Consider the following 24894-nt stretch of genomic DNA (forward strand, 5'->3'; position numbering starts at 1 on the left):
CGGTGCCGGCGGCGCGGGAGCGGTCCGCCGGTATCGTGAGCGCCATGAGCTCTGACACGGACCACCCGGGGGGAGCCGTCCGGGTGGAGGCGGAGGACCGCACGGCGCTGAGGATCCTCGACGCCGCCCTGGAGCAGTTCACCCTGCTGGGGCTGCGCCGCTCCTCCGTGGACGACGTGGCCAGGCGCGCCGGGGTCTCCCGCGTCACCGTGTTCCGGCGTTTCCGGAGCAAGGACCGGCTCGTCGAGGCCACGCTGCTCCGCGAACTCGCCCGGTTCCACCAGCTGCTGGACGCGACGGTGGCGCCGCTGCCGACCCTGGAGGACCGGGTCGTCGAGGGCTTCGTCGTCACCCTGCGCCACGCGCGCGTCCACCCGCTCTTCGGAGGGCTGCTGCGCCTCGAACCCGAACTGGTCCTGCCCCATCTCACCGTACGGGGCAGCTCCACGCTCGCCTCGACCGTCGAGTACCTGACCGTCCGGCTGCGCCGTGCGCGGATGGCCGAGGGCCGCCCGGAGGAGGACCCCCGCCCGCTCGCCGAACTGATGGTGCGCGTCGCCGTGTCCTTCCTGCTCGACCCGGCCGGCTGCGTCGCGATGGAGGACGAGGACCAGGCGCGGGCCTTCGCCCGCCGCTATCTGGCCCCGCTCCTGAACGCCTGACCGGGCGGGGACACCCCGGTCGGGGTTCAGCGGCGCCGGTGCAGGGAGCGGGCCAGCCGGACCGCCCGTTCGCGGGCGGCGGCCGGTGCGGTGAACGACGTCAGGGACAGGGGCGGGGTGAAGCGCTGCACCGTCATCGACTGCACGGAGCTGAAGGCCCGCAGCCCCTCCTCGCCGTGGATCCGCCCGAAGCCGGACTCCCGGGAGCCGCCGAACGGCAGCGCCGGCACCGCGGCGAAGCCCAGCACGGAGTTCACCGACACCGCCCCCGCGCGCAGCCGTGCGGCGATCTCCGCGCCGGCCCGTCCGCCCCCGCAGAACACCGCGGCCCCCAGGGCGTAGCGGGAGGCGTTGGCCCGGGCCACCGCCTCGTCCACGTCCGCCACCGGATTGATCACCACCACGGGCCCGAAGGTCTCCTCCGTCATCGCCTCCGCGTCCTCCGGCACTCCGGTCAGCACCACCGGCGAGACGAACGGCGCCCGCACCGACGCCGGCCCGCCCAGCAGCGCCCGCGCCCCCCGCCCGACCGCCCCGGACACGTGCCGCTCGACGACCGCGAGCTGCGCTGGGAGCGTCATCGGCCCGTACGGGGAGTCCGCCCCGGTCCCCGGACGCAGGGCCCCCGCCCGCTCCACGACCCGCTCGCACAGCGCCGTGTGGACCTCGCGCACGGCGTAGACGCGCTCCACCCCCGCGCAGGTCTGACCGGCGTTGGCCAGGGCACCCCACACGATCGCGTCGGCGGCGGCGTCCAGGTCGGCGTCGGCGGTGACGATCACCGCGTCCTTCCCGCCGCACTCGGCGAGGAACGGCGTCAGCGTCCGCGCGCAGACCTCCATCACCTTGCGGGCCGTCCCCGGCGAACCGGTGAAGGCCAGCTTGTCGACGCCCGACCGGGCCAGGGCGTCCCCGGTGGACGCGGGACCGGTGACGGTGGTGAGCAGCCCGGCGTGTTCGGGCACGGCGCCGTCGAAGAGCCGGGCCAGCAGGACCCCGGTGGCCGGGGTCAGTTCGGACGGTTTGAAGACCACGGCGTTGCCCGCCGCCAGGGCGTAGCCGATCGAACCCATGGGCGTGTAGAGCGGATAGTTCCAGGGGCCGATCACCCCGACCACCCCGAGCGGCCGGTGCACCAGGGAGGCCCGCTGGTGGACGGTGAAGAGGCCGGTGCCGACCTTCCGCCGGCGCAGCACGCGCCCGGCGTTGCGGGCGGCCCAGGCCAGGTGCTCCAGGGTGAGCACGACCTCCAGTGCCGCGTCCCCGGCCGGTTTGCCGGTCTCCTCGGCGATCACGGCCGCCACCGCGTCCAGTTCGGTGGCGAGCGCCTTCTTCCAGCGCAGCAGGTGGTCGCGGCGCCTGGCGGCGGGCAGCGCCGCCCACCCCGCCTGGACGGTCCTGGCCCGCTCCACGGCGCGCGAGACCTCCTCGGGCCCGGCCAGCGTGTGCTCGGCGATCGGCTCGCCGGTGGCGGGGGAGTGGACGGCGAAGACCGCGGCGGTCGCGGTGGTGTCGGTCATCAGGACTCCTGACGGAAGGCTCGCGCCGTGGAAGGCGGTACGGGGGAGGGGGAGGGGACCGGCCGCGGCGGGGTCTCGTCCGCGAGGGGTTCCGGCGCGCGGGAGTGCGCCCAGTGGGGGCCCAGGTCGTCGAGGGTCCAGCCGAAGGGGTAGGTGCGCGCCACCGGTTTGCGGGGCAGCCACTCCGGGCGGCCGGGCAGCAGCCGGATCAGCGCCGCCCGGACGCGGAACGCGCGGTGGACCGCGGCCCGCAGCACGCGCGGCTGCGGGCGGAAGCCGAGCGCCGCCAGCAGCGGCTCGTCCAGGACGGCGAGCACGATCCGGGAGGCCACGCGCCGCAGCGGGGCCGGGTACCAGGACGCCATGACCCGCAGGGTCGCCGCCGCGACCCTGCGGTTGGCGGGGTCGTACGCGAACATCTCGCGCTCGTAGGCGTCGTGGAGGCGCTCGAAGGCGGCGTACGTGTCGGGCACGCCGGAGATGCCCATCATCTCGCCCATCCGACTCCCCACCAGCGCCAGGGTCTCGGTCTCCTGCGGGGACAGGCGCCGCCAGCCGTACCGGTCGATCCACCGCTTCGGCCCCACCACCGTGGTGGCCAGGACGTAGAGGAAATCCTCGTTGGGGATGCGGTAGCGCCCGTGGATGCGGTTGAGGTGGCGGGCGGCCGCCCTGCCGTGCTCCGAGTCCATCCCCTCGCGGACCAGCTCGTAGGCGAGCAGCACCGTGTCGTCGTACCGCTTCTGGCCGGCCCGCTCGAACTCCTGGGTGCGGTCCAGGAGCCGGGAGACGCGCGGGACGCCGTAGTCGCGGAGGAAGGCGATCGACGTCCCGTGGAGGTAGTCGCGGGGAAACTCGTACTGGGTGATCCACCGGAAGATCAGCTCGTGGTCCTGCCGCGGGTCCATGTGCCGGATGCGGCGGAGCCGGCTGTAGCGGCCCATGGGGGTTCCCTCCTGTCGGCACCGCCGCCGCCGGCGTGCGGTGCGAGTGAACGTGGGAAGGGGCGTGTACGGGGGCGACATCGGAGCACGGGGCCGTCACACGGTGCCGCGGGTCGTGGGCGGCGGTGACCCCGGACGTGCGGGCCGTGCGGGTGCCGGGGGACCCCCGGAGAGTCGATGAGACTGAAACTATTGACCCGTATCACGAGGCGTCAAGACTCCGGACCCACCGGCGGGCAGAGGCGTCGGTTCACTGGTGCCATCTCGGCAAGTCGCCCTGCCTGTAAATGACTTGATGAAGCATCAGATCAGTCGGGTGTGAACGTCCGCGACATCCGCTCGATCACCTCCCGTGCCTCGCGCACGATCCGTTCCACCAGCAGGCCCGCCGGGGCGATGTCGCGCACCAGCCCCTGGGACAGGCCGACGGACCAGATCCCGGCGTCGAGGTCGCCGTCCTCGAAGACCCGTCGACCGCGCGCCCCCGCCACCAGGGCCTGGACGTCCGCGAACACCCCGCCGTCCGCCAGGACGCGGACGACCTCCTCGCTGACCGCGTTGCGCGCCACCCTGGCCGTGTTGCGCAACTCGCGGAAGATGAGCCGGGTGTCGAGCTCGGACGCCTCGACGATCCTGCGCTTGACGGACTCCGCCACCGGCGCCTCGTCGGAACAGAGGAATCGGGTGCCCATGTTGACCCCGTCCGCGCCGAGGGCCAGCGCCGCCGCCAGTCCCCGCCCGTCGGTGAACCCGCCCGAGGCGATGAAGGGGACGGTCAGCGCGTCGGCGGCGGCCGGAATCAGCACCAGGCCCGGCACGTCGTCCTCGCCCGGATGGCCGGCGCACTCGAATCCGTCGATCGACACGGCGGCCACCCCGAGCCGCTCGGCCTTCACGGCGTGCCGGACGCTCGTGCACTTGTGGACGACCCGCACCCCGTGGCTCGCGAAGTACTCCATGTGCGGTTCCGGGCTGGAGCCCGCCGTCTCGACGATCGTCACCCCGGAGTCGACGATCGCCCGCCGGTACTCGTCGTAGGGCGGCGGCGCGATCGTCGGCAGGATCGTGAGATTCACGCCGAACGGTCTGTCGGTGAGCGCGCGGGTCCGCTCGATCTCCCGAGCCAGCGCCGCGGGGGTCGGCTGGGTGAGCGCCGTGACGATGCCGAGCCCGCCCGCCTCCGAGACGGCGGCGGCCAGTCCGGCACGCCCCGCCCACATCATCCCGCCCTGGACGACAGGGTGCTCGATCCCCAGCAGCTCCGTGAACCGGGTGCGCAGACGCGGCGCGGCGGCGACGGCCTCAGACATAGGTCTCGCCCCGCTCGGCACGCTCCACCAGCGACGCGGGCGGCAGGAACCGGTCGCCGTAGGCCGCGGCCAGCTCGCGCGCCCGGGCGACGAAGCCGGGCAGGCCGCCCTCGTACTGGTTGACGTACTGCAGGACGCCACCGGTCCAGGCCGGGAAGCCGATGCCCTGGATCGAGCCGACGTTCGCGTCGGCCACGCTGGTCAGCACGCCCGTGTCGAGACAGTCGATGGAGTCCAGGGCCTCCGCGAACAGCATGCGCTCCTGGAGGTCCCGCAGCGGCAGGACCAGCCGCCCCGACCCGAACCGCTCGCGGACGCCCGGCCAGATGCCGGTACGCCTGCCGGTGGCGTCGTAGTCGTACCAGCCGGCGTGCTCGCGTCGTCCGACGCGGCCCTGCTCCAGCATCCAGTCGATGACGTCCTCCGAGGGGTGCGCCACCCACTCCTTCCCCTCGGCCTCCTCGGCCGCCCGGGTCTCCACGCGGATCTTCCGCGTCAGGGAGAGCGTGAGCTCGTCCAGCAGCTGGAGCGCGCCCGCCGGGTAGCCGGCCTGGAGCGCGGCCTGCTCGACGCTGGCCGGTTCGACGCCCTCGCCGACGGCGGCGACGGCCTCGGCGATGAAGCGGCCGATCACCCGGGAGGTGAAGAAGCCCCGGGAGTCGTTGACGACGATGGGGGTCTTGCCGATCCGCAGGACGAAGTCGAAGACCTTGGCCAGCGTCTCGTCGGAGGTGTGCTCGCCCCGGACGATCTCGACCAGGGACATCTTGTCGACCGGGCTGAAGAAGTGGATGCCGATGAAGTCGCGCTCGCGCGCCACGCCCTTGGCCAGCAGACCGATGGGCAGGGTGGAGGTGTTGGACCCGAGGACGGCGTCGTCCTCCACGACGTCCTGGATCTCCTGGAAGACCCGCTGCTTCACCGGCACCGACTCGAAGACGGCTTCGACGACGAGATCCACCCCGGCGAAGTCGGCCGCCTCCGCCGTCGTACGGATCCGGCCCAGCAGCTCCTCGGAGCGCTCACGGGTGGTCCGGCCGGACGCCAGGGCCTTGGCCTCCAGGGCCCTGGAGTAGTCCTTGCCCCGCTCCGCGGCCTCGGGCGTCACGTCCCTGAGGACGACGTCGATGCCGGCCCTGGCGCTCACGTAGGCGATGCCCGCGCCCATCATGCCCGCGCCGACGACCCCGACCTTCCGCGCGGTGAAGCGCTCGTACCCGTCGGGGCGGCTCGCACCGGAGTTGATCTGCTGAAGATCGAAGAAGAACGCCTTGATCATGTTCTTGGTGACCTGCCCGCCGAGCAGATGGACCAGATAGCGGGTCTCCACCAGCGAAGCGGTGTCGAAGTCGACGTGGGCGCCCTCGACGGCGGCGGCCAGCGCGGCACGCGGCGCCGGCACGGGCGCCCCCCGGGTCCGCTTGCGCAGCAGCGCCGACAGCGCGGGCAGCGCTCCGGCGACCTCCGGGCTCCCCACCTCGCCGCCCGGAAGCCGGAAACCCTTCGCGTCCCACGGCTGCGACGCGTCCGGATGCGCGGCGATCCAGGCCCGCGCCCGGGCCTCGGCCTCCTCGGTGTCCGGAGCCAACTCGTCGACGAGACCGACGGCCAGCGCCTCCCCGGGGTCGAACTTCCGCGCGGACAGGATGATGTCGGACAGGGCCTTGCGCAGGCCGAACATGCGCACCGTACGGGTGATGCCGCCGCCGCCGGGCAGCAGCCCGAGGCTGACCTCGGGCAGGCCGAAGCGGCTGCCCGGCAGGTCGACGGCTATCCGGTGGTGGGCACAGAGGGCGACCTCCAGGCCGCCGCCCAGGGCCGTGCCGTTCAACACCGCGACGACCGGCCGGCCGAGCCGCTCCAGCCGGCGCATCCAGCCCTTCATGCGGTCGATGTAGGCGGTCTCCTCGGCGGCCCTGTCGGCGCTGCCCGCGCGGAGCCGGTTCAGGTCGCCGCCGGCGAAGAAGGTCTTCTTCGCGGAGACGAGCAGGACGCCGGTGACGTCGTGGCGCTCGGCCTCCAGCCTCGGGACGCACTCCTCCAGACCGGCCATGAAGGCGTCGTTCATGGTGTTGACCGAGGAGACGGGGTCGTCCAGGAGGAGGGTGACGACGCCGTCGGCGTCGCGCAGGTAGGTGATGGCGGTCGCGGTGGCCGTGGCGGATGTGGATGCGGTGGTGGCGGATGCGGTGGTGGCGGTCATGTCGGTGGTCCCCTTCTTCGCGCGGGCTCAGATGCGTTCGATGACGGTGGCGATGCCCATGCCGGCGCCGACGCAGAGCGTCGCGAGACCGCGGCGGCCGCCGGTCCGCTCCAGCTCGTCGAGGACGGTGCCGAGGATCATGGCTCCGGTGGCGCCCAGCGGATGGCCCATCGCGATGGCCCCACCGTTGACGTTGACCCGCTCGTCGGGGACCTTCAGGTCGCGCTGCCACTTCATGACGACCGCCGCGAACGCCTCGTTCAGTTCGAACAGGTCGATGTCGTCGGCCTCCAGGCCCGCCGCCGCCAGGGCCTTCCTGGTGGCGGGCGTCGGGCCGGTGAGCATGATCGTGGGCTCGGCTCCGGTGACGGCCGTCGCCACGATCCGGGCGCGCGGGACGAGTCCGAGGCGCTCGCCGACCTCCCGGCTGCCGATCAGGGTCAGCGCCGCGCCGTCGACGATGCCGGAGCTGTTGCCCGCGTGGTGGACGTGCTCGATCCGCTCCAGGTGGTGGTACTTCTGCAGCGCGACCGCGTCGAAACCGGCCGCCGCGCCGACACCGGCGAAGGCGGCGGGCAGGGCGGCGAGGCTCTCCGCCGTGGTGCCGGGCCGGCGGTGCTCGTCGTGGTCGAGCAGCAGGACCCCGTTCATGTCGCGGACGGGTACGACCGACCGGTCGAAGCGCCGCTCGCGCCAGGCGGTCTCGGCCCGTTCCTGCGAGCGGGCCGCGTAGGCGTCGACGTCCTCGCGGGTGAAGCCCTCCAGCGTCGCGATCAGGTCCGCGCCGATGCCCTGGGGCACGAAGTACGCGTCGTAGGCGGTGGTGGGATCCTGCGCGTAGGCGCCGCCGTCCGAACCGATGGGGACCCGCGACATCGACTCGACGCCGCCCGCAAGGACCAGGCTCTCGTACCCGGAGGCCACCTTCTGGGCGGCGAGGTTGACCGCCTCGAGGCCGGAGGCGCAGAAGCGGTTCACCTGGACGCCGGCCACCGTGTGCGGCAGCCCCGCCACCAGCGCGGCGGTACGGGCGATGTCGCCGCCCTGCTCACCGACCGGCGACACCACGCCGAGCACGAGGTCGTCGATCACCTCGGGGTCGAGCGAGGGCAGGCGCTCCTGGATCGCGTGGATCAGCCCCACGACCAGATCGACCGGCTTCGTGCCGTGCAGCGCGCCGCCGCGGTTCCTGCCGCGCGGCGTCCGCACGGCGTCGTAGATGTAGGCGTCGGGCATGACGCTCCCCTTCCTGGGGCGGGAACGGTCCGGACGGGTGCCGGACACCGGGTGTGACCGGCCGGGACCGGAAGCTGGGTGTGTGTCCGGACGGGACCCGGACACCGGGGGGCTCGACGGGGCAGGGGCGCCCCGGAGCGCAGAGACAGGGCCTTAGAGGCCCAGGTCGCGGCCGACGATCTCTTTCATGATCTCGGTGGTGCCGCCGTAGATCGTGGTGATGCGCGAGTCGAGGTAGTCGTGCGCGATGCGGTACTCCAGCATGTAGCCGTAGGCGCCATGGAGCTGGAGGCAGCGCCCGACGATGTTCACGTACTGCTCGGTGGCCCAGAACTTCGCGGCGGCCGCGTCCACGGCCGTCAGCTCGCCCCGGGAGTGCCGGGCGAGCAGGTCGTCCAGGTAGGAGCGCCCCACCCGGGCGGTGGTGACCATCTCCGCGAGCTCGAAGCGGGTGTTCTGGAAGGAGCCGATCGGCCGGCCGAACGCCTGCCGCTCCTTCACGTACGCCAGGGTCCGTTCGAGCACCCCCTCGACGGACGCCACCGCGTTGGCGGCGATCGAGATCCGCTCCTGGGCGAGGTTGCGCATCAGCGCGGCGAAGCCCGAGCCCTCCTCGCCGAGCAGATTGGCCGCCGGCACCCGCACGTCCTGGAAGAACAGCTCGCTGGTGTCCTGGGCGTGCAGACCGACCTTCTCCAGATTGCGCCCCCGGGTGAAGCCGGGCCGGTCCGCCTCCACGACCAGCAGACTGATCCCGCCGTGCCGGTCGGGGCCGGTGCGCACGGCCGTGACCACGAGATCGGCGTTCTGGCCGTTGGAGATGAAGACCTTGCTGCCGTTGAGCACGTACGCGTCGCCGTCGCGGACGGCGGTGGTGGCGATGCCGGCCAGATCGCTGCCGGTGCCGGGCTCGGTCATCGCCACAGCGACGATCAGCTCACCGGCGGCGATGCCGGGCAGCCACCGGGCCTTCTGCTCCTCGTCGGTCAGGTCGGTGAAGTAGGGCACCACGATGTCGTTGGAGAGCGCCACCCCGGCCAGTGCGTCGGAGGCGGCGTGACGGGAGAACTCCTCGCCGATCACGGAGTTGAAGCGGTAGTCGGTCACCCCGCCGCCGCCGTACTCCTCGGGGATGTTGAAGCCGAGGATGCCCGCGCGGGCGGCCTCCTCGAAGAGGGCGCGGTCGACCCGCCCCTCGGAGCGCCACCGCTCGGCGTGCGGGGCGGCGTGCTTGTCGGCGAAGGCGCGGGCCGTCTCCCGCAGCAGTTCGTGCTCGTCCTCGTACAGCGCGCGGCGGGCGGAGATCACATCGGTCATGGGGACCCCTGTCTCGGATCGGGTGGTGGGGCGGGCGCGGAGCCTGGCTCCGGGGTGCGTCCGGGCGAGGGACGAGGAGAGGGAGGGCGGGGGCGAGGGAAGAGGGGGCGGAGGGCGGGGGCGTGGGTGCCGGACGAGGAGCGGGCTGGCGTCGTGGGTGCGGGGCGGTCAGGCCCCGGGCAGAAGCACCGCCTTCAGCGTCAGCCCCGCCCGCTGGTCCGCCACCGCGCGCTCGATGGCGTCGAGGGGGTAGGTGGTCACCAGCCGGTCGAGCGGCAGCACGCCGTCTCGGTGGCGCCGGATCAGCTCGGGTATGAGCCGGGCCGGCTCCGCGTCCCCCTCGACACAGCCGGACAACCGCAGCCCCCGCATCGTCAGGGACCGGACGTCGACCGGGATTTCGGCGGGGCCGAGCCCGACGAGCGTGAGCGCGCCGCGCGGCCCGAGCAGGGCGAGCGCGCGGGCGATCGCCTCCGGTCGCCCGGTGGTGTCGAGGGCGTGGGTCACCGGGGGGATCGGCTCGTCCAGCGAGGCGACGGCCGTGGCACCGTACGCGGTGAGCAACGCGCCGCGGGCTTCGACCGGATCCGCCACGACCACCTCGACGCCTTCGGACAGCGCCACGAGTGCCGCGGCGGCCCCCACGCCGCCGGCGCCGACGACCAACAGCCGCTCGCGGGGCCGGGGCCGCAGCACGTTGAGCACGGCGCCCGCGCCGGTCAGGAAGCCGCAGCCCAGGGGAGCGGCGACCTCCGGCGCCAGGTCTCCCACGGGGACGCAGGACCGGGCACGGGTCAACACGGCCGTGGCGAAGGACGACTGGCCGAAGAAGGAGCCGAACACGGGCTCGCCCCCGACGCGCAGGGTCGGTGAACCGTCCCGCCGGCCTCCGGAACCGTTGAGCGCGGCCGAGCAGGCGCAGTACCCCGGGAATCCGGACCGGCACGGGACGCACTCTCCGCAGGAGGCGAAGGAGATCACCACCCGGTCCCCGACGGCGAGCCCCTCCGCGCGAGGACCCAGGCGCTCCACGGTGCCGCACCCTTCGTGCCCCAGCACGCCCGGCCGGCTCCCGAGCCGCTTCCGGGCGAGGAGGTCCGTGTGGCACACCCCGACGGCCTCGATACGGACGACGACCTCGTCGTCGCGCGGCTCGTCCAGTTCGGCCTCGACGAGTTCGCCGAGCGCGGAGCCTCGGGAGAGCAGGACGGAGATCGCCGTGCCGGCCCCGGACCGGGGCGCGGGCCCGTCCGCGAACCCCGTACCCGTCGCGCCGCTCACCGCACCCGCGAGCGGCGGAGCGGGGACGGCCGCCCGTCGGTCCGGCGGACGAGGCCGTACGGCGCGGGGGCGCCCACCACCGGCGGCGGCGGGGGGTCTTCGGTCTGTTCCTTCTCCGTGCGCATGGGGCTCCTCAAGGTGCCGACGGACGCGGGGCGGACGGCATGGCCGTGACGGGCTGGGCGCGTCCGCGGAGACTCCGCCGGGGACGCGGACCGCGCCGGCGCGCCGGGCGGAAACAGTGGTCCCGCCGACGATCGAACGCATCGAGATGTTAATCAGAAATCACATCGGTGGACAAGCGTGACGACGAGGTGGACTTGCTCTCTTGGGCCGCTCCACAAGGCGATTGGCGCGCCGGCGAGGGTCCGTAGGTGACGAAGGAATCTCGTGTGGAGGAGGGAAAACTCCCGTTCGCCACGCGTGCTCCCCGGCGGAGGCGACCCGGGTCTCGCACACCCGCGCGAGGCCGCTTGCGCGGCCCGCCGGGCGAACCGTCCCCGCACGGCGGAGCCTTCGCGGCGGAGGTCGGTGCGGTCAGGTCGCCCCGATGTGATTTCCGGTTAACAAAAACCTTCCTGGGCCGCTCCCCGTCATGCATAGTGGCCGCAGGATCCACCTCTGTCCGCTTGGAATCCGAGGAGTGGCATGTCCCCCGGTACGGCTCCCGCATGGTCCTTCCGGCACCACTGGATGGCCCAGGCGGCCACACACGCGATGATGCGTCCCGACAAGCCCGCACTCCGGTACGCGGGGGCCACCACGACCTGGGCCCAACTGTCGGAGCGCTCCCTCCGGCTCGCCGCCGCGCTCGCCGACCGTGGCGTACGGGCCGGTGACCGGGTCGCCATGCTCACCCTCAACCACCCCTGGTTCGTGGAGAGCGTCTTCGCGGCCAACAGCCTGGGCGCGATGGCCGTCCCGCTCAGCTTCCGGCTCGCGCCCCCGGAGCTCGGCTACATCCTCGACGACTGCGCCCCCGCCGCCGTCGTGGTCGACGCGCGGCTCCTCCCGCTGTTCCGGGCCGCCCCGGCCGCCGCCTCCGTCGCCACGGTGATCGTCATCGGCGAACCGGACGCGCCCGGGGGAGTGCCGGGGGAGGGGAGCGGGTACGAGGAGCTGCTGGCCGCGTACGAGCCGATGGAACTCCCGGACGTCAGCGAGGAGTCCACCGCCCTCATCATGTACACCTCGGGCACCACCGGCCGCCCCAAGGGCGTGATGCTCTCCCACCGCAACATGCAGGTGCAGGCCATCACGTGCGTGCGGGCGATGGACATGTCCGACGACTCCGACGTCAGCTTCCTCACGGCCCCGTTCTTCCACATCGCCGGCCTGGGCTCGATCGTCGCCGCCTTCCTCCTCGGCGGCACGGTGGTGATCCACCCGCTCGGCGCCTTCGACCCGGAGGCCGTCCTCGACGCGTACGAACGCGAGGGCGCCACCATCGTCTTCAACGTGCCCCAGCAGTGGGATCTGATCTGCGCCCAGCCGGACATCGACAAGCGGGACCTCAGACTGCGCGTCATCAGCTGGGGAGCGGCCCCCGCCACCGACACGACCCTGAGGGCCATGGGGCGGAGCTTCCCCGCCGCGCTCAACGTCGCGGTCTTCGGCCAGACGGAGACCTCCCCCATCACCTGCGTCCTGCGCGGTGAGGACTCCCTGCGCAAGCTGGGCTCGGTCGGCCGGCCGATTCCGAACGTCCAGTACCGCATCGTCGACGACTCCCTGCGCGACGTGCCGAACGGCGAGGTCGGCGAGATCGTCTACCGCGGCCCGACGGTCACCCAGGGCTACTGGAACAAGCCCGAGGAGACCGCGGACGCCTTCCACGGCGGCTGGTTCCACTCCGGGGACCTGGTCCGGCAGGACGCGGAGGGGTTCATCTGGGTGGTCGACCGCAAGAAGGACATGATCATCAGCGGTGGGGAGAACATCTACTGCGCCGAGCTGGAGAACGTCATCGCCGAGCATCCCTCGGTCCGCGAGGTCGCGGTGGTCGGAAGGTCCGACGAGCGGTGGGGCCAGATCCCCGTCGCGTTCGCCGCGGTCGCCCCGGGGGCGGACCTGTCGCTCCCCGCGCTGCTCGGCTTCCTCGACGGGAAGCTCGCCTCCTTCAAGATGCCCAAGGACCTCGTGACGCTCCCCCAGCTCCCGCGCAACGCGGGCGGAAAGGTGACCAAGGGAGCCCTGCGCGCCCTCGCCGAAGGTCCCCGGCCGGACGGGACCGCCTGACGGCGTCCCCCCGGCCCCGGGGCGCCGCCGCCCCGACGGGCCACCGGCCCAGGGGGATCGTGGGCCCGTGTGCGTGCCGGCCCGGGGGAGACCGTGGGCCCGTGTGCGTGCGTGAGGACACGGGCGCCCCGGTCACTCGCCGGGCGAGGACGGGAGCCAGGAGCCGTGGAGGCCGAGGGGGACCCGGACGGGAACACGCGCGCGGGCCACGGGGCCGGAGGCGGGGTCCTCGCCCGGGAGGACCAGGAGCCAGCTCGTGCCGTCGGTGCGGTCGGTGGCGAAGGTCAGCCAGTGGCCGTGCTTGTCGGAGTCGTCGCCCGGGGCGGGCGCGTACACCGGCTCACCCACCGACAGGTCGCCGGCCGGCCACAGGAGGGAGGTCCCCCGTGCCGTGTCGTACCAGCGCAGCGCGTCGTACTCGCCGGCCAGCAGGTCCGCGCGCCCGGTCTCGGCGGCGACGGCCAGGTACCGGTGCCGGCGGCCGATCAGCCGGTCGTCGACGCGCGGGAGTTCGACGCGCGAGTCGTCCAGTTCCGTACGGGTGACGGTGCCGGCGACGGCATCGATGCGGGCGCGGACGAGCGCGCACCGCGGTGGCCCTTCGCCCTCGTGCCCGGGGGCGATGGTCAGACGGCTCCACTGGACGTAGTCGAGGACGACGCTCCCGTCTCCGGCGGGGTCGTCGTAGGCGTTGACGGTGTGCCAGAGCCAGAACGCGTCGTCGGTCGCCCACACGACGGGACCGCCGTCTCGGGGGATGAGTGCCACCCGCGTGCCGCGCTCGGGGCGCCACGCCAGGAACGAACCGCCGGCCATCGCCGCTTCGAGGTCGAAGAAGACGGGGGCCAGCGTCAGGACGACGTAGCGCTCGGTGAGCGCCATGTCGTGGATCATCATGGGTTCGTCCACGCTCTCGACCGGCGTGGGCTTGCGGGTGACCGCGCCGTGCCGGTCGATGACCGACCAGGTGAGGTACGGCGGCTCCAGGGCGTAGCAGAACACCACCATCTCGCCGGTCAGCGGGTCGATCTTCGGATGAGCGGTGATGCCGGCGGGAAGGGCGCCGTCGAAGGTCTCGCGGCCGACGGTGCCGAGCGCGTCGTCCACGCGGTAGGGGCACGCCGACTCGGCGAGGGCCAGGAGCCGTCCCGCGTGGCCGACGACATGGATGTCGGGCATGTCCTTGAAGTCGTCGGCGAGCTCGGGACCGACCTGGTCGGCGCCGGGGAGGATGAAGGACTCGACCCCGCCCCACAGGGCGTGGCCGACCCGTTCCTCGGCCTTCATGGCTGCCGTGCGCACGAAGCGGTTGCGGTAGCGCGCCCGCCCTTCGGAGAGCCACACGCCGTGCAGCATCCCGTCCCCGTCGATGGGGTACAGGTAGGAGCCGATCGGGGTGAAGCGGGGGTTGGGGCCGTTGCGCACGTAGAGCCCGTCGAGACCGGCGGGTATCTCACCCGTCACGTCCAGGTCGACGGCGTCGACCTCCTCCGTCACCGGCGCGAACGAGCCGAGGAGGTGGGGGACGCGCTGGGGGTCGAACCGGGGCGGCGTCGAGGTGTTCAAGGGTCCTCCCGGAGAGCGGGTGGACGTCGGGGCGGGACGGGGGGCGTACGTGGACGCGCGCCGCGCGCGATGCTTCGGGCGCCGGGCCCCGGCCTCCACGGGGGCATGGTCTCAGCCTAGCGCCGCCTGCCGGTTCCGCGACGCGGGCGGGGTGGCGCCCGCCCGGGGGGCCGGTCGCCCCTGCGCCGCCGTCCGTCAGCTGCCGGGCCGGGCGGCCCGGTGCGTGCGGAGCGCCCAGACGACCAGGGGCACCTGGAGGGGGAGGCGGGCCAGCGCCGCCGCCTGGAGCGGGGCGGGGCGGTGGCGCCAGTCGTACGCCATCTTGACGTTGGCGGGGAAGACGGCGGTGAACAGCCCCGCAGCGGCCAGGGCTCCCGCGCTCCGGGTCCGCGGGTGGGCGATCGCGGCGCCGACGGCGATCTCCGCCACCCCGCTGAGCCGGGTCCAGGTCCGGGGCGTGCCGGGCAGGCTGCGCGGGACGGTCGCGTCGAAGGGCCGCGGAACCGCGAAGTGGGCGACACCGGCACCGATCAGGAGACCGCTGAGCAGGCGGGCGGAGGGAGTGGGAACGGGCATGGCGCGCCTCCGGAGGCGGGGGTGGGGCGGCGTACTGGCCTCGCATGTTACCTGAGGTAAGGGCAGGTCGGTGGGGTGGTGGGGGTGGCGCGTCTCACAGGTGCCGGTGGGCCCGATGCGCCCCGGATCGGGGGGTGCGGCACATTCGAGGGGGTGGGGTCGGCGGTGGTCGCGCCCGGTCCGGGTCCCGTCGGGCAGGGGGCAATCTCCCGGAGGGCGGCTATTCTTCCGCGCATGTTAAACGTGGACATGTCAATCAGGCGGAGGCTCGGTGCGGGACGCGGGGGGAGCACGCGGCGCCCCGCCGTCCTTCTGCTGCTCCTGCTGAGCCTCCTGGCGGCCCCGTCCGTGGCGAGCGCCGCCCCGCCGCCCGTACCCGCCCGCGCCGCGACGGCCGCGAGCCCGGCAGCGGCCACCGGCGCCGTGGCGCAGGCCCGGGCGCGGTGGGGCGACAAGCGACTCGACGAGGTCTCCTTCCTCGCCACCCACAACGCCTTCACCAACTACGAGGACGCGCGCTGGACCTCGGTCGCCCAGTCCGAGTCGATCCGCCACCAGCTCGACAACGGGGTGCGCGGCCTGAGCCTGGACACCCACTGGTACGAGAAGAGCCGGTGGCTGTGCGTCATCAGCTTCGGCAGCGACTGCTACCCGAGCGACGTCTACCTCTGCCACGGCGAGTGCAAGACCTTCGCCGGGGTCACGTACGCACTGCCCCGGCAGTCCTTCCACGGCAGCATGCAGACCGTCGTCGACTTCCTCGCCGCGAACCCCACCGAGGTCGTGAGCATCTTCCTGGAGGACTACGTCAGCCCCCAGCAGCTGGGGAACTCGCTCGGCCGGGTACGCGGCCTCGACCAGATCCTGTTCCGGCCGGACGCGTGGAACGTGCGCGGGCAGGGCTGGCCGCGGATGACCGACCTCGTCGCCTCCGGGAAGCGCCTGCTGATCTTCAGCGACGAGGGCGACCGCGAGCACCTCGGCGTCATGCACGACAAGGCATGGACCGTCAGCAACTACTGGAGCCTCGGCGACCTCGGCGACGACGTCTCCTGCGTCACCCGCTGGGCCGACGTGCCGCTCGACCGCCAGGAGCCCGGCTTCCGCAGGCTCTTCATGATGAGCCACCACCGCAACGTGCCCACGGTCATCAACGCCGCCCTCGACAACGGCTCCAAGCTGCGCGACCGGATCGACCAGCGGTGCCGCCCGGCGGCCGGCGGCCGCGATCCGAACTTCGTCGCCGTCGACTTCCACCGCCTCTCCGACAGCAGCGGACACCACCCCGCATCGATCGTCTCCGAGCTGAACGCCCGGAACTGACCGACCGGCCCCGGGCCGCCGGGGCGACCCTTCGGCCCGCCACCGCCACCGCCACCGTCACTGCCGCCCCGCCGCCGCCCGCCCGGCTGTTCTCACACCGCCGGGTGGCTGATCAGCCGGTCGTCCTCGGTCACCGCCAGCAGGCGCCCCGCGTACGCCGCCAGGGCCCGGACCGGCGGGAACGGCACCGCGGAAGCGGCGGGCGCGAAGGGCTCTCCGGAGAGGACGGGCGCGCGGGCGACGAGGCCGTCCGGCGTCACCGCGTGGAGCCGGGCCCCGAGGACGGTCAGCGCCGATGCCTTGCCCGCCGGACCCAGCCGTCGCCACGGCGCGTCGAAGTCGCCGGCCGGGCGCGCGTGGAGGGCGTCGTCGTGCGGGGTCACCGCGAACAGGCTGTTGTCGCACATCGCCAGCGCCGTCGTCCCCGCCGGAACCCGCCCCGCCGGGAGCCACGGGGCGGGGCCCGGCACCGGTGCCCGGTACACCAGCCGGTCGTCCCCGGTGACCGCCAGCAGGGCCAGCGGCATCGGGTGGGACGCCTCGCGCGGCGCGGTAAGACAGCGCAGCTCGGGCGACGGGGAACCGTCGGCGGGCGGCGGGCACGGAGCCCAGGGGAGGTTCTGCTCGGACGGCTCGCGGTGGAGCAGCGTCCGGCCGTCCCCGGCCACGGCGAAGAGCAGCCCCTCGCACGCGGCGAGCGCCCGCAGCCGGGGAGCCGTGCCGACGGTGTGCCAGCGCGGGGCCGGGACGGCGCCCGAGAGCCGGTCGAGGACGTTGCGCGTGACCCGGTCGACCGCCGGATCGTGCAGCGCGCGGCCCCAGTTGATGGTGGCGGCGTTGAAGACGGTGCCCGCCCCGGCGCGGAAGACGCCCATGGTCGCCCAGCCGCCCTGCCCGTACGTCCGCCAGTGCCGCAGGTCGGCGGTGGCGAGCACGGCGAACGACCGGGGAGTCCCGTCGCGGCCGGTGGCCCGCGGCACCCCGGCCGACCAGTCCAGCTCCGCCGCGTCCGTCTCGTACCCCAGCGCCCCGCGCGCGAAGGCGTCCCCGTCGCGCAGCCCGGTGCCCTCGAAGACCCAGTGGCCGGCGAAGCGGACCGTGTACGCCTCCCGGCCGATCAGCGCCATGCCGTCGCCCCACGCCCCCGCGCCCCGCCGGAAGCTGACGCCCGTCATCGTGTTCTCCGGCCGGTCGACCGGGGAGCTGGACCACTCGACGGTCGTCCGCGCCGGATCCACGGCGGCGACCGGGTCGGCGGCGGCGTCGCGGTGACAGACCATCGTGCGGCCCCCGTCCTCCAGCCGGATCTGCCACCAGGCGGTGTTGCCGGCGAAGACGGCGAGGTTCCCGCCGCGCCGCACGAACCCCTCGACGGAGTCGCGCATCTCCGCCGTCCAGTACTCGTCGTGCCCGTTCACCACCAGGAGCCGGTACGGCGCGAGGAGACCGGCCCCGTCGTGCAGGTCGAAGCCGGAGCAGTACTCGACGGGGCGCCCGGTCCGGTGCAGCCAGCGCAGCAGCGGCTCCTCCCACCGCTCCGGCGGCGGCCCGCCGCCCGGCGCGGCGAGCGGCACCCGGGCCGCCCGGGTGGGCTGCTCCGCGTAGTAGATGCTCCGACCCGGCTCGCCCGCCCGGTGGTAGGCCCGCCACGTCGGGAAGGGGACCGAGACCAGCACGGGGGACGAGGCACCCGGCCGCGCGGCCCGTACGACGAACCACACCTCGTGCTCGGCGTCCCGCTCCGGCGCGGGCGTCTCGGGACGGGCGTCGTGGAAGGACGCGCGGTACAGCGAACTCGGCCACGCCTCCGGCACGTCGAGGGTCCAGCCCGGCCCCGTGACAACGGCCTCCGCCACGACCCGCTCGGCCACCACGTCCGTGACGACCACCCGGCCCCGGAACCGGCCCCCGTCACCCGCCGCCACGTGGAACCGCATCCGCCCGCCCTGCACGCAGGACGTCGTGCCGGCGTGGGCGAGCGGCCGGGGCACCCGCCCGCCGCTCACCGGCGGGCCTCCGGTCCCGCGAGGAGCCCGGCCAGCAGGGAGAGCCGCGGCGGGCTGCCGGCCGCGGACGCGACCACGACCTCCTCGATGCCCCGCAGATGGGCGTGGATCGCCTCCGGCGGCAGATAGGCCGTGTCGGCGGTGAGGGTGACGGTCAGCGCGGTCGCGTCGCCGGTCAGATGGAGGCAGTAGCGGCAGGCCACCCGCTCCTGCGTCGCCGGGAAGTCGAGGACGGTACGCCGACCCAGCTCCGCCAGCTCCGCGGCCGTCGGCGCAGGGCCCGTGGCCGCGGCCCGGTCCACCAGGCGCATGTCGTTGAAGCAGCAGTACGGGTGCACCTCGGCGCCCCGGTCACGGGCCGCCCGCTCCAGCAGCGCGTCCCAGCCGACCGGATCGTAGGCGCCGGCCCGGTACCCGGCCAGCGCGGCCGGCCACGCCCCGGCCAGCAGATCCGTGAAGACCGCCTCCCCGTCAGGATCGTCCGGCAGCTCCAGGACGAACAGCGCGTCCTGCGACAGCGTGCTGACCAGCGTCCGCCGCCGCTCCGCCGCCCGGTTGCCCCCGATCGGCATCACCGCGGCGGCCCGGTGCCCCTGACCGGCCGCGACCAGCGCGGCGGCAGCGGTCAGCAGCACCGTGGACCCGCTCACCCCGTGGGCGACCGCCACCGCGTCCACGGCACGCGGCAGCGCTGCCGAGACGAGCCGGCCCGTCCAGAAACGCGGCCGGAGCGGCTCCGCCACCCGCTCCCCGAACATCGTCGGCGGCACCTGCGCCAGCCCGCGCTCCCAGTGCGCCAGCGCCGCCTCGCTCGCCCTGCGCCCGGCCGGACCGTGCTGGTGCCGGGCGAGGTCCAGCGGCGTCTCCGGACAGACCGGACCCGCCGCCCCGCGCCGCACCAGCAGCCGGAGGTCCCGTACGAGGACCTCCGCGGCGTGCCCGTCGGCGGCCAGGTGGCACAGCGCGAGCACCGCGTGCGTGATCCGCCCGCCGCTGCGCACCGCGCCCAGCCGCACCGGCCACTCCTCCGCGTAGGTGAAGCGGCGCCCGGACAGCTCCGCCAGCAGCGCCGCCGCCGTCTCCCCGGCCCGGTCCGGGACGGGTTCGTCCCGCACGACGAGCGGGACCCGCCCCTCCCCGTGGAGCCGCTGCGCCGGCTCGCCGTCCTCGACCGCCACCCGGGTGCGCAGTGCCTCGTGCCGCGCCATCAGGGCGGCGAGCGCCTTGCGGAGACGGAAGGTGTCCACCGGGGCGCCCCGGTCGGCCAGGGGCAGGACCCTGCCGAGGTTGAAGTAGTGGTCGTTGGGGGCGGTCCGGCCGATCGCGTGCCAGATGGCCCGCTGGCCCCAGGTGAGGGGTGCGGCCCCCGACCGCCCGCCGGCGAAGGGGACGTCCAGGACCTCGTCCGGGAGCCGGCCCTCCTCCGGCGGGGCCGCGGCGGTGGCGGAGGCGCTCACGGTGTGGCCTCCGCCCCGAGCCGGACCAGGCGCTCCGTGAGCCCGCGCAGGCCCTCGGTGTGCAGGCTCCGGTCACCGAGGTCGACGAGGACGCCGTACCGCTCCTCCACGGCGTCGACCAGACGCAGCAGGGAGAGCGAGCTGACGCCGAGGGCGGCGAGCGGCTCGGTGGAGTCGAGCAGCTCCCGCACGCCGACCAGCCCGTCGGTGGACCGCGACACGAGCGCGGCCACCTGCGGCCGGAGTGCCTCCGCGCCGCCGGCGGGAACGGCGGGCGACGGCGGCGTGCCGGGTGGCACGGCGTCGGAGGCCAGAGTCCCTTCCGGCGCGCTCATCGTGCCTCCGTCCGGACCTCGGAGCGCTCGGCGGCCAGCCGGCGGCGCAGGCTGAGCGGACGGATGTCGGACCAGACGCGGTCGACGTGGGCGACGCACTCCTCCTCGGTGCCGGCGAAGCCCTCGGGCCGCCAGCCCTCGGGCAGCGGGGCGCCCTCCGGCCAGACGGCGTGCTGCTCCTCGTCGTTGACGACGACGGCGTAACGGGTCTCGTTGCTCACGGCTGCTCCTCGCGCAGGGTACGGACGACGGCGGCGACGTCGCGTGCGGTGGGTGTGTCGAAGAAGACGTCCAGCGGGACGACGGCGCCGAGGCGCTCGTGGATCCGGGCGGCGATGGCGGTGATGGTCAGGGAGTGGCCGCCCAGGTCGAAGAGGTCCTCGTCCGGGGTGAGGTCGTCGAGCCCCAGCACCTCGCGCCAGATGGCCAGCACGGCGGCACCGACCGGATCGAGTGCCTCGTCCGCCGGCGGAGCGGCGGACGGCTCGGGGCGGACGGCCTCCGGCTCGGGCAGCGCGGCGCGGTCCAGCTTGCCGTTGGGCGTCAGCGGGAAGGCGTCCAGGACGACGTACGCCCCCGGGAGCACGGCCGCCGGGAGGGAGCCGGCGAGGAAGGCCCGCAGCGCGTCGGGGTGCGGGGACGCGCCGGACGGGACGACGTAGGCGGTGAGGCGGCGGTCGGCCTCCGGGCCGTGCAGGACGGCCGCCGCCTCGGCGACCGCGGGGTGCCGGGCCAGCCGGGCCTCGATCTCGCCCAGCTCGATCCGGTGGCCCCGCAGCTTCACCTGGCTGTCCGAGCGGCCGAGGAACTCCAGGACCCCGTCGGCGCCACGCCGGACCAGGTCGCCGGTGCGGTACATGCGGCTGCCGGGGGGCCCGTACGGATCGGGCAGGAAGCGGGTGGCGGTGAGCCCCGGCCGCCCCCGGTAGCCGTGCGCGACCCCGGCACCGCCCAGGTACAGCTCGCCCGCGACGCCGTAGGGCACCGGCCTCGCGTCGGGACCGAGCACGTAGGCCCGGGTGTTGGCGAGCGGGGAGCCGAGGGAGACGGAGCCCCCGGCGGTGAGGGCCGGCTCGGCGAGCGTGGACCAGATGGTGGTCTCGGTGGGGCCGTAGACGTTGACCAGCCGCGTCGCCGCGGCCGTCAGCCGGGCGGCGAGCGGCGCGGACAGGGCCTCGCCCCCGGTGAGCGCGGTCGGCACGGGGACGGTGCCGCCGAGCCCGGCGTCGAGGAGCAGCCGCCAGCCGCTCGGCGTCGCCTGCACGTGGGTGACGCCCTCACGGCGGATCAGGTCGAGCAGCGCGGGCCCGTCGCGGTGGGCGCCCTCGGGGACGAGGACGACGCGCCCGCCGGTCGTCAGCGGCAGCAGCAGCTCCACGGCGGAGATGTCGAACGACAGCGAGGTCAGGCCGAGCCAGCGGTCCTCCGGGCCGGAGCCGAGTTGCTCGGCGAGGCTGCCGAGGACGTTGGCGAGGGCGGAGTGCGGCACCTCGACGCCCTTGGGGAGGCCGGTGGAGCCCGAGGTGTAGAGCACGTACGCGGGAAGGGCCGGATCGGGGAGCGGCAGGGACGGCACGTCGGCGCCGGCCACCGGGGCGAGGTCCGCCGGGGTGAGGTCGCCCGCCCCCTCCGGGGCGTGGGTGACGCGCAGGGCGAGGGCCGAGTCCTCCCGGACGAAGGCCAGCCGCTCCGCCGGATAGCCGGGGTCCAGCGGCAGATGGGCGGCCCCGGCGGCCAGCGTGCCGAGGACGGCGACGAGCTGGTCGAGGCCCCGCGGCAGCCCGATGCCGACGAGGGTGCCCGGTCCGGCGCCGTGCCGGGCGAGCGCCGCCGCGGCGTGCGCGACCCGGCGGGTCAGCTCGGCGTACGTGACGTGCGCGCCGTCCGCGACGACGGCGACCGCGTCCGGACGTTCCTCCGCCCGGGCGGCGAGCAGCGCGGGGACGGTGCGCGCGGCGAGTTCCGGGCGCGCGGCGGGCGCGGCGAGCTGAGCGCGCAGCTCGTCCCCGTCGAGCAGCGGCAGCTCCCCGAGGAGGGTCGTGGGGTCGGCGAGGGCGGCGTCGAGCAGCCGCGTCCAGTGGCCGACGATCCTGCGGACGGTGCCGGCGGTCAGGCATCCGCCGCCGTCCGTGGCCGGGGCCTGAGGGCCGGGCATGTCCACGACCGGGCCGTCGCCCTCCCCGGACGCGTGCCCGAAGGGCGGCGCGGTCCGGAACTGCGCGCTGCCGTGGATCTCGTCCCCGCCGTCCACGAGCTGGAGGTGGAGGAGGTTGCGCACGGCGCCGGGGAAGCCGATCCAGCGCACCCCGGCGGTCACGGCCCCGAAGTCCGGCGCGGGCGCGGCGGGGCGGCGCCGGTAGCTGACCGACAGCGGGGTGAGCGCCGTCCGGGGGGCGAGGCCGCGGACGGCCTGCCCGAGGGGGACGGACCGGTGCGGGTACAGCGCCCGCAGCTCGCCCCGCACCACGCGCACCCAGTCCTCGAAGGGCAGACGGACCGGGTCCCGGCCTTCGACGGGGCCGACGCGCAGGGGCAGTTCGTTGACGGCGAGTCCGACGCCCACCGGCGCGCCGGGCGTCCGCAGGGACAGCTCGATGGCCGTGGAGGGGGCGGGATCCCCGTACCGGACGAGGAGCGCGTGCCAGGCGGAGAGGAGGAGTTCGAAGCGGGTGACGCCGAGCTTCCGGGCGGCCTCCGCGAGCGCGGCGCAGCGCCCGGCGTCCAGCCGGAACGGCACCTCGGCGCCGGGCGCGGCCACCAGGCCGCCGTCCGCAGGCGGCACGAGGCCGGGCAGGACGGGCGCGCCCGGCGCGTAGCCGCGCTCCTCCCAGTACGCGCGGGCGGCGGCCAGGGCCTCCGGCGCGGGCGGGCCCGCCGGGGCCTCGGCGGCGGGCGGCAGCGGCTCGCCCCGGTAGGCGGCGGCGAGGTCGGCGACGAGCCGGTCCTTCGACTCGCCGTCGAGGACGAGGTGGTGGGCGGCGACCAGGAGGACGTGGCGCTCGGGGCCCGTACGGAACAGGGTGAAGCGGCAGAGGGGACCGGCGTCGGCGTCGAACGGCGCCGCGCGCTCGCGGGCCAGGGTGGCGTCCAGCTCCCCGGGCGCGCAGTCGGCGCGCCGGGGGGCCGGGACCTCGCAGCGGTGGACGGAGCCGTCCGGTCCCGGACGGCTCGCGAGCGCCGGGTGGTGCGCCGTCACCGCCCGGCAGGCGCGGTCGAGGGCCTCGGTGTCGAGCGGGCCGGCGAGGTCCAGGGTGACGGCCAGGTGGTAGGCGCCGCCGGTGTCGCGCGTGCGCTCGGTGAGCCAGATGCCGTGCTGGGCCGGGCTGAGCTGGGTCATGGGGTGGCCTCGCGGGGGTCGTGGGTGAGGATCCGGCGCAGCTCCCGCTTGAGGACCTTGCCGCCCTCGTTGCGGGGGAGCGAGTCGAGGAACAGGACGGTGGCGGGGAGCTCGTGGGCGGACAGCAGGTCGAGGAGGAAGGCCCGCAGGGCGGTCGCGGTCAGACCGTCGCGGTCGCCGCCGCTGCCCACCGGGTCCGTGCCGCGCGGGACGACGGCGGCGGCCACGACGCTCCCCAGGACGGGGTGCGGGACGCCGACCGCGGCGGCGTCGAAGACGTCCGGATGGGCGTGCAGGGCGTTCTCGACCTGGAGCGTGGAGACCTTGTGGGCGCCGGACTTGACGACGTCCCGCTCGCGGTCGAGGAGGTGCAGGAAGCCGTCCGCGTCGACCCGCCCGAGGTCGCCCATCCGGGTCCAGCCGCCCCGGAACACCCCGTCGTCGCCGTCCCCCAGATAGGCGCGGGGGGCTCCGGGGGAGCGGAGCCACAGCTCGCCGGGCTCGCCGGGCGGCAGCGGGCGGCCCGCGCCGTCGGTGACGCGCAGGTCGGCCAGCGACGCCGGCCGGCCGGGCGACCACGGCCGGTCCGCGTCGAAGAGCAGCGTGATCTGGGCGGGGGCGGCCTCCGTCGACGTGTAGTAGTTGACGATCTGGGCCGGGGCGAACGCCCGGCCGAGTCCGAGCGCCACCTGCTGGGGCAGGGCCGCCGCCGTCGAGCCGACGAGGCGTACGGTGCCGAGGGCGCCGGCCTCCCCGGCGGCCGCCAGGGCCGGTGAGCCGAGCAGTTCGATCGCCATGGCGGGCACCACGAACACGCTGCCGACGCCGTGCTCGGCGATCGCCCGCAGGAACCGCGCGGGCGTGAACTGCGGCGCGGTGACACAGGTCGCGTGCGCGTCGAGCGCGTTGACGAGCATGGTCTGGCCCGCGTTGCTGCCCACGGGGAAGGCGTGCAGGAAGGTACGGGAGTGCCGGAGCGGCCGGCGCCGCTCGTCGCGCGTGCAGCCGTGCACCAGGTTCGCGTGCGAGGCCACCACGCCCTTGGGCACACCGGTGGTGCCGGAGGTGTACAGGATCTGGGCCGGCGCCGCCGGGTCGGGCTCGGGGAGGCCCGGGTCGGCGGGATGCCCGGCCGCGTCCTCCCCGGTGAGCCCCCGCACGCCCGGCGGCGTACCGGGCGGCAGGTCGGGGCCCGCGTGGACGAGGAGGCGGGCCCCCGAGTCCGTCAGGGCGTGCGCCAGGCCGGCGGGCGCCATCCGGTCGGAGAGGGGGACGGCGACCCCTCCGGCCCGCAGCACGGCGAGGAACGCCACCGCGTACTCCGTCCACCGGTCCGTGCCGAAGCACAGCCCGACCCGGTCCCCGGCGGCGAGCCCCGCCGCGCGCAGGGCGGCGGCCAGGGCACCGCTGCGGTCCCGCCAGTCGGCGAAGCCCAGCCGCGCCGGGCCGTTGACGATCGCCGTACGGTCCCCGTGCGCGGCGGCACGGTGGGCGAGCAGCTCCGGCAGCGTGGCGGGAGGGGGCGGAGGCGGGCCCGCGGGGGAGCCGCCGGTCCCGGGGCGGCGGCGTACCACTGGACGACC

At 75.0% G+C, this 24894-nt stretch carries 19 protein-coding genes; 3 read left to right on the forward strand and 16 right to left on the reverse strand.

The window, feature by feature from the left end:
- Window positions 1-44 precede the first annotated feature (44 nt).
- Window positions 45-662: a TetR/AcrR family transcriptional regulator gene (locus ACFYT9_RS17065; RefSeq protein WP_389164381.1), complete on the forward strand. Its 618-nt coding sequence runs from the start codon at window positions 45-47 to the stop codon at window positions 660-662.
- Window positions 663-688: 26 nt separating this feature from the next.
- Here ACFYT9_RS17065 and ACFYT9_RS17070 read toward each other — a convergent pair whose 3' ends face one another.
- From ACFYT9_RS17070 to ACFYT9_RS17105, 8 genes are all read right to left on the reverse strand, one after another.
- Window positions 689-2182 (reverse strand): aldehyde dehydrogenase family protein, encoded by a 1494-nt coding sequence (locus tag ACFYT9_RS17070; RefSeq protein WP_389164384.1) that lies wholly within the window; start codon window positions 2180-2182, stop codon window positions 689-691.
- Complete coding sequence (locus tag ACFYT9_RS17075) at window positions 2182-3126, reverse strand: oxygenase MpaB family protein (RefSeq protein WP_389164386.1); 945 nt, start codon at window positions 3124-3126, stop codon at window positions 2182-2184. Before ACFYT9_RS17075 ends, ACFYT9_RS17070 begins: the two co-directional genes overlap by 1 nt.
- A gap of 308 nt (window positions 3127-3434) precedes the next feature.
- Window positions 3435-4436, reverse strand: a complete 1002-nt coding sequence (locus tag ACFYT9_RS17080) for an NAD(P)H-dependent flavin oxidoreductase (RefSeq protein ID WP_389164389.1) — start codon at window positions 4434-4436, stop codon at window positions 3435-3437.
- Window positions 4429-6639, reverse strand: coding sequence for a 3-hydroxyacyl-CoA dehydrogenase NAD-binding domain-containing protein (locus ACFYT9_RS17085; protein WP_389164391.1), 2211 nt, complete (start codon window positions 6637-6639; stop codon window positions 4429-4431). Before ACFYT9_RS17085 ends, ACFYT9_RS17080 begins: the two co-directional genes overlap by 8 nt.
- 27 nt (window positions 6640-6666) lie before the next feature.
- Window positions 6667-7875: an acetyl-CoA C-acetyltransferase gene (locus tag ACFYT9_RS17090; protein WP_389164393.1), complete on the reverse strand. Its 1209-nt coding sequence runs from the start codon at window positions 7873-7875 to the stop codon at window positions 6667-6669.
- 153 nt (window positions 7876-8028) lie between these two features.
- A complete protein-coding gene (locus tag ACFYT9_RS17095; protein ID WP_389164396.1) occupies window positions 8029-9192 on the reverse strand; it encodes an acyl-CoA dehydrogenase family protein in 1164 nt (387 codons plus the stop codon).
- A gap of 168 nt (window positions 9193-9360) precedes the next feature.
- Window positions 9361-10473 carry an alcohol dehydrogenase catalytic domain-containing protein gene (locus ACFYT9_RS17100; RefSeq protein ID WP_389164398.1) on the reverse strand — a complete coding sequence of 371 codons (1113 nt, stop codon included), beginning with the start codon at window positions 10471-10473 and terminating at the stop codon, window positions 9361-9363.
- The gene (locus tag ACFYT9_RS17105) at window positions 10470-10598 is read right to left on the reverse strand and encodes a hypothetical protein (protein ID WP_389164400.1); all 129 of its coding nucleotides are present in this window, start codon (window positions 10596-10598) and stop codon (window positions 10470-10472) included. Before ACFYT9_RS17105 ends, ACFYT9_RS17100 begins: the two co-directional genes overlap by 4 nt.
- A 523-nt stretch (window positions 10599-11121) precedes the next feature.
- On the opposite strand from ACFYT9_RS17105, the gene ACFYT9_RS17110 reads away from it, so the two are divergent.
- On the forward strand, window positions 11122-12711 hold the full coding sequence (locus tag ACFYT9_RS17110) for a long-chain-fatty-acid--CoA ligase (protein WP_389164403.1): 1590 nt from the start codon (window positions 11122-11124) through the stop codon (window positions 12709-12711).
- Between the two features lie 132 nt (window positions 12712-12843).
- On the opposite strand, the gene ACFYT9_RS17115 is transcribed toward ACFYT9_RS17110, so the two are convergent.
- Complete coding sequence (locus ACFYT9_RS17115) at window positions 12844-14277, reverse strand: carotenoid oxygenase family protein (protein WP_389164404.1); 1434 nt, start codon at window positions 14275-14277, stop codon at window positions 12844-12846.
- A gap of 195 nt (window positions 14278-14472) precedes the next feature.
- Window positions 14473-14853 (reverse strand): hypothetical protein, encoded by a 381-nt coding sequence (locus tag ACFYT9_RS17120; RefSeq protein WP_389164407.1) that lies wholly within the window; start codon window positions 14851-14853, stop codon window positions 14473-14475.
- Between the two features lie 249 nt (window positions 14854-15102).
- On the opposite strand from ACFYT9_RS17120, the gene ACFYT9_RS17125 reads away from it, so the two are divergent.
- Window positions 15103-16176: a PI-PLC domain-containing protein gene (locus ACFYT9_RS17125; RefSeq protein WP_389164410.1), complete on the forward strand. Its 1074-nt coding sequence runs from the start codon at window positions 15103-15105 to the stop codon at window positions 16174-16176.
- 92 nt (window positions 16177-16268) lie between these two features.
- Here the strand turns inward: ACFYT9_RS17125 and ACFYT9_RS17130 are convergent, their stop codons facing one another.
- The 6 genes from ACFYT9_RS17130 to ACFYT9_RS17155 all read right to left on the reverse strand — a co-directional run bounded on the left by ACFYT9_RS17130 (window position 16269) and on the right by ACFYT9_RS17155 (window position 24885).
- A complete protein-coding gene (locus ACFYT9_RS17130; RefSeq protein WP_389164653.1) occupies window positions 16269-18113 on the reverse strand; it encodes a N,N-dimethylformamidase beta subunit family domain-containing protein in 1845 nt (614 codons plus the stop codon).
- A gap of 65 nt (window positions 18114-18178) precedes the next feature.
- A complete protein-coding gene (locus tag ACFYT9_RS17135) occupies window positions 18179-19639 on the reverse strand; it encodes a condensation domain-containing protein (RefSeq protein ID WP_389164412.1) in 1461 nt (486 codons plus the stop codon).
- Window positions 19636-19974: an acyl carrier protein gene (locus ACFYT9_RS17140; protein WP_387270153.1), complete on the reverse strand. Its 339-nt coding sequence runs from the start codon at window positions 19972-19974 to the stop codon at window positions 19636-19638. The genes ACFYT9_RS17135 and ACFYT9_RS17140 overlap by 4 nt, the downstream gene beginning before the upstream one ends.
- Entirely contained in the window at window positions 19971-20195 is a 225-nt protein-coding gene (locus tag ACFYT9_RS17145) for an MbtH family protein (protein WP_389164415.1), read from the reverse strand. The genes ACFYT9_RS17140 and ACFYT9_RS17145 overlap by 4 nt, the downstream gene beginning before the upstream one ends.
- Complete coding sequence (locus ACFYT9_RS17150; protein WP_389164418.1) at window positions 20192-23311, reverse strand: amino acid adenylation domain-containing protein; 3120 nt, start codon at window positions 23309-23311, stop codon at window positions 20192-20194. Before ACFYT9_RS17150 ends, ACFYT9_RS17145 begins: the two co-directional genes overlap by 4 nt.
- On the reverse strand, window positions 23308-24885 hold the full coding sequence (locus ACFYT9_RS17155) for a class I adenylate-forming enzyme family protein (RefSeq protein WP_389164421.1): 1578 nt from the start codon (window positions 24883-24885) through the stop codon (window positions 23308-23310). Before ACFYT9_RS17155 ends, ACFYT9_RS17150 begins: the two co-directional genes overlap by 4 nt.
- Window positions 24886-24894 lie beyond the last annotated feature (9 nt).

Source organism: Streptomyces sp. NPDC004435 (assembly GCF_042873895.1).
GTDB lineage: Bacteria > Actinomycetota > Actinomycetes > Streptomycetales > Streptomycetaceae > Streptomyces.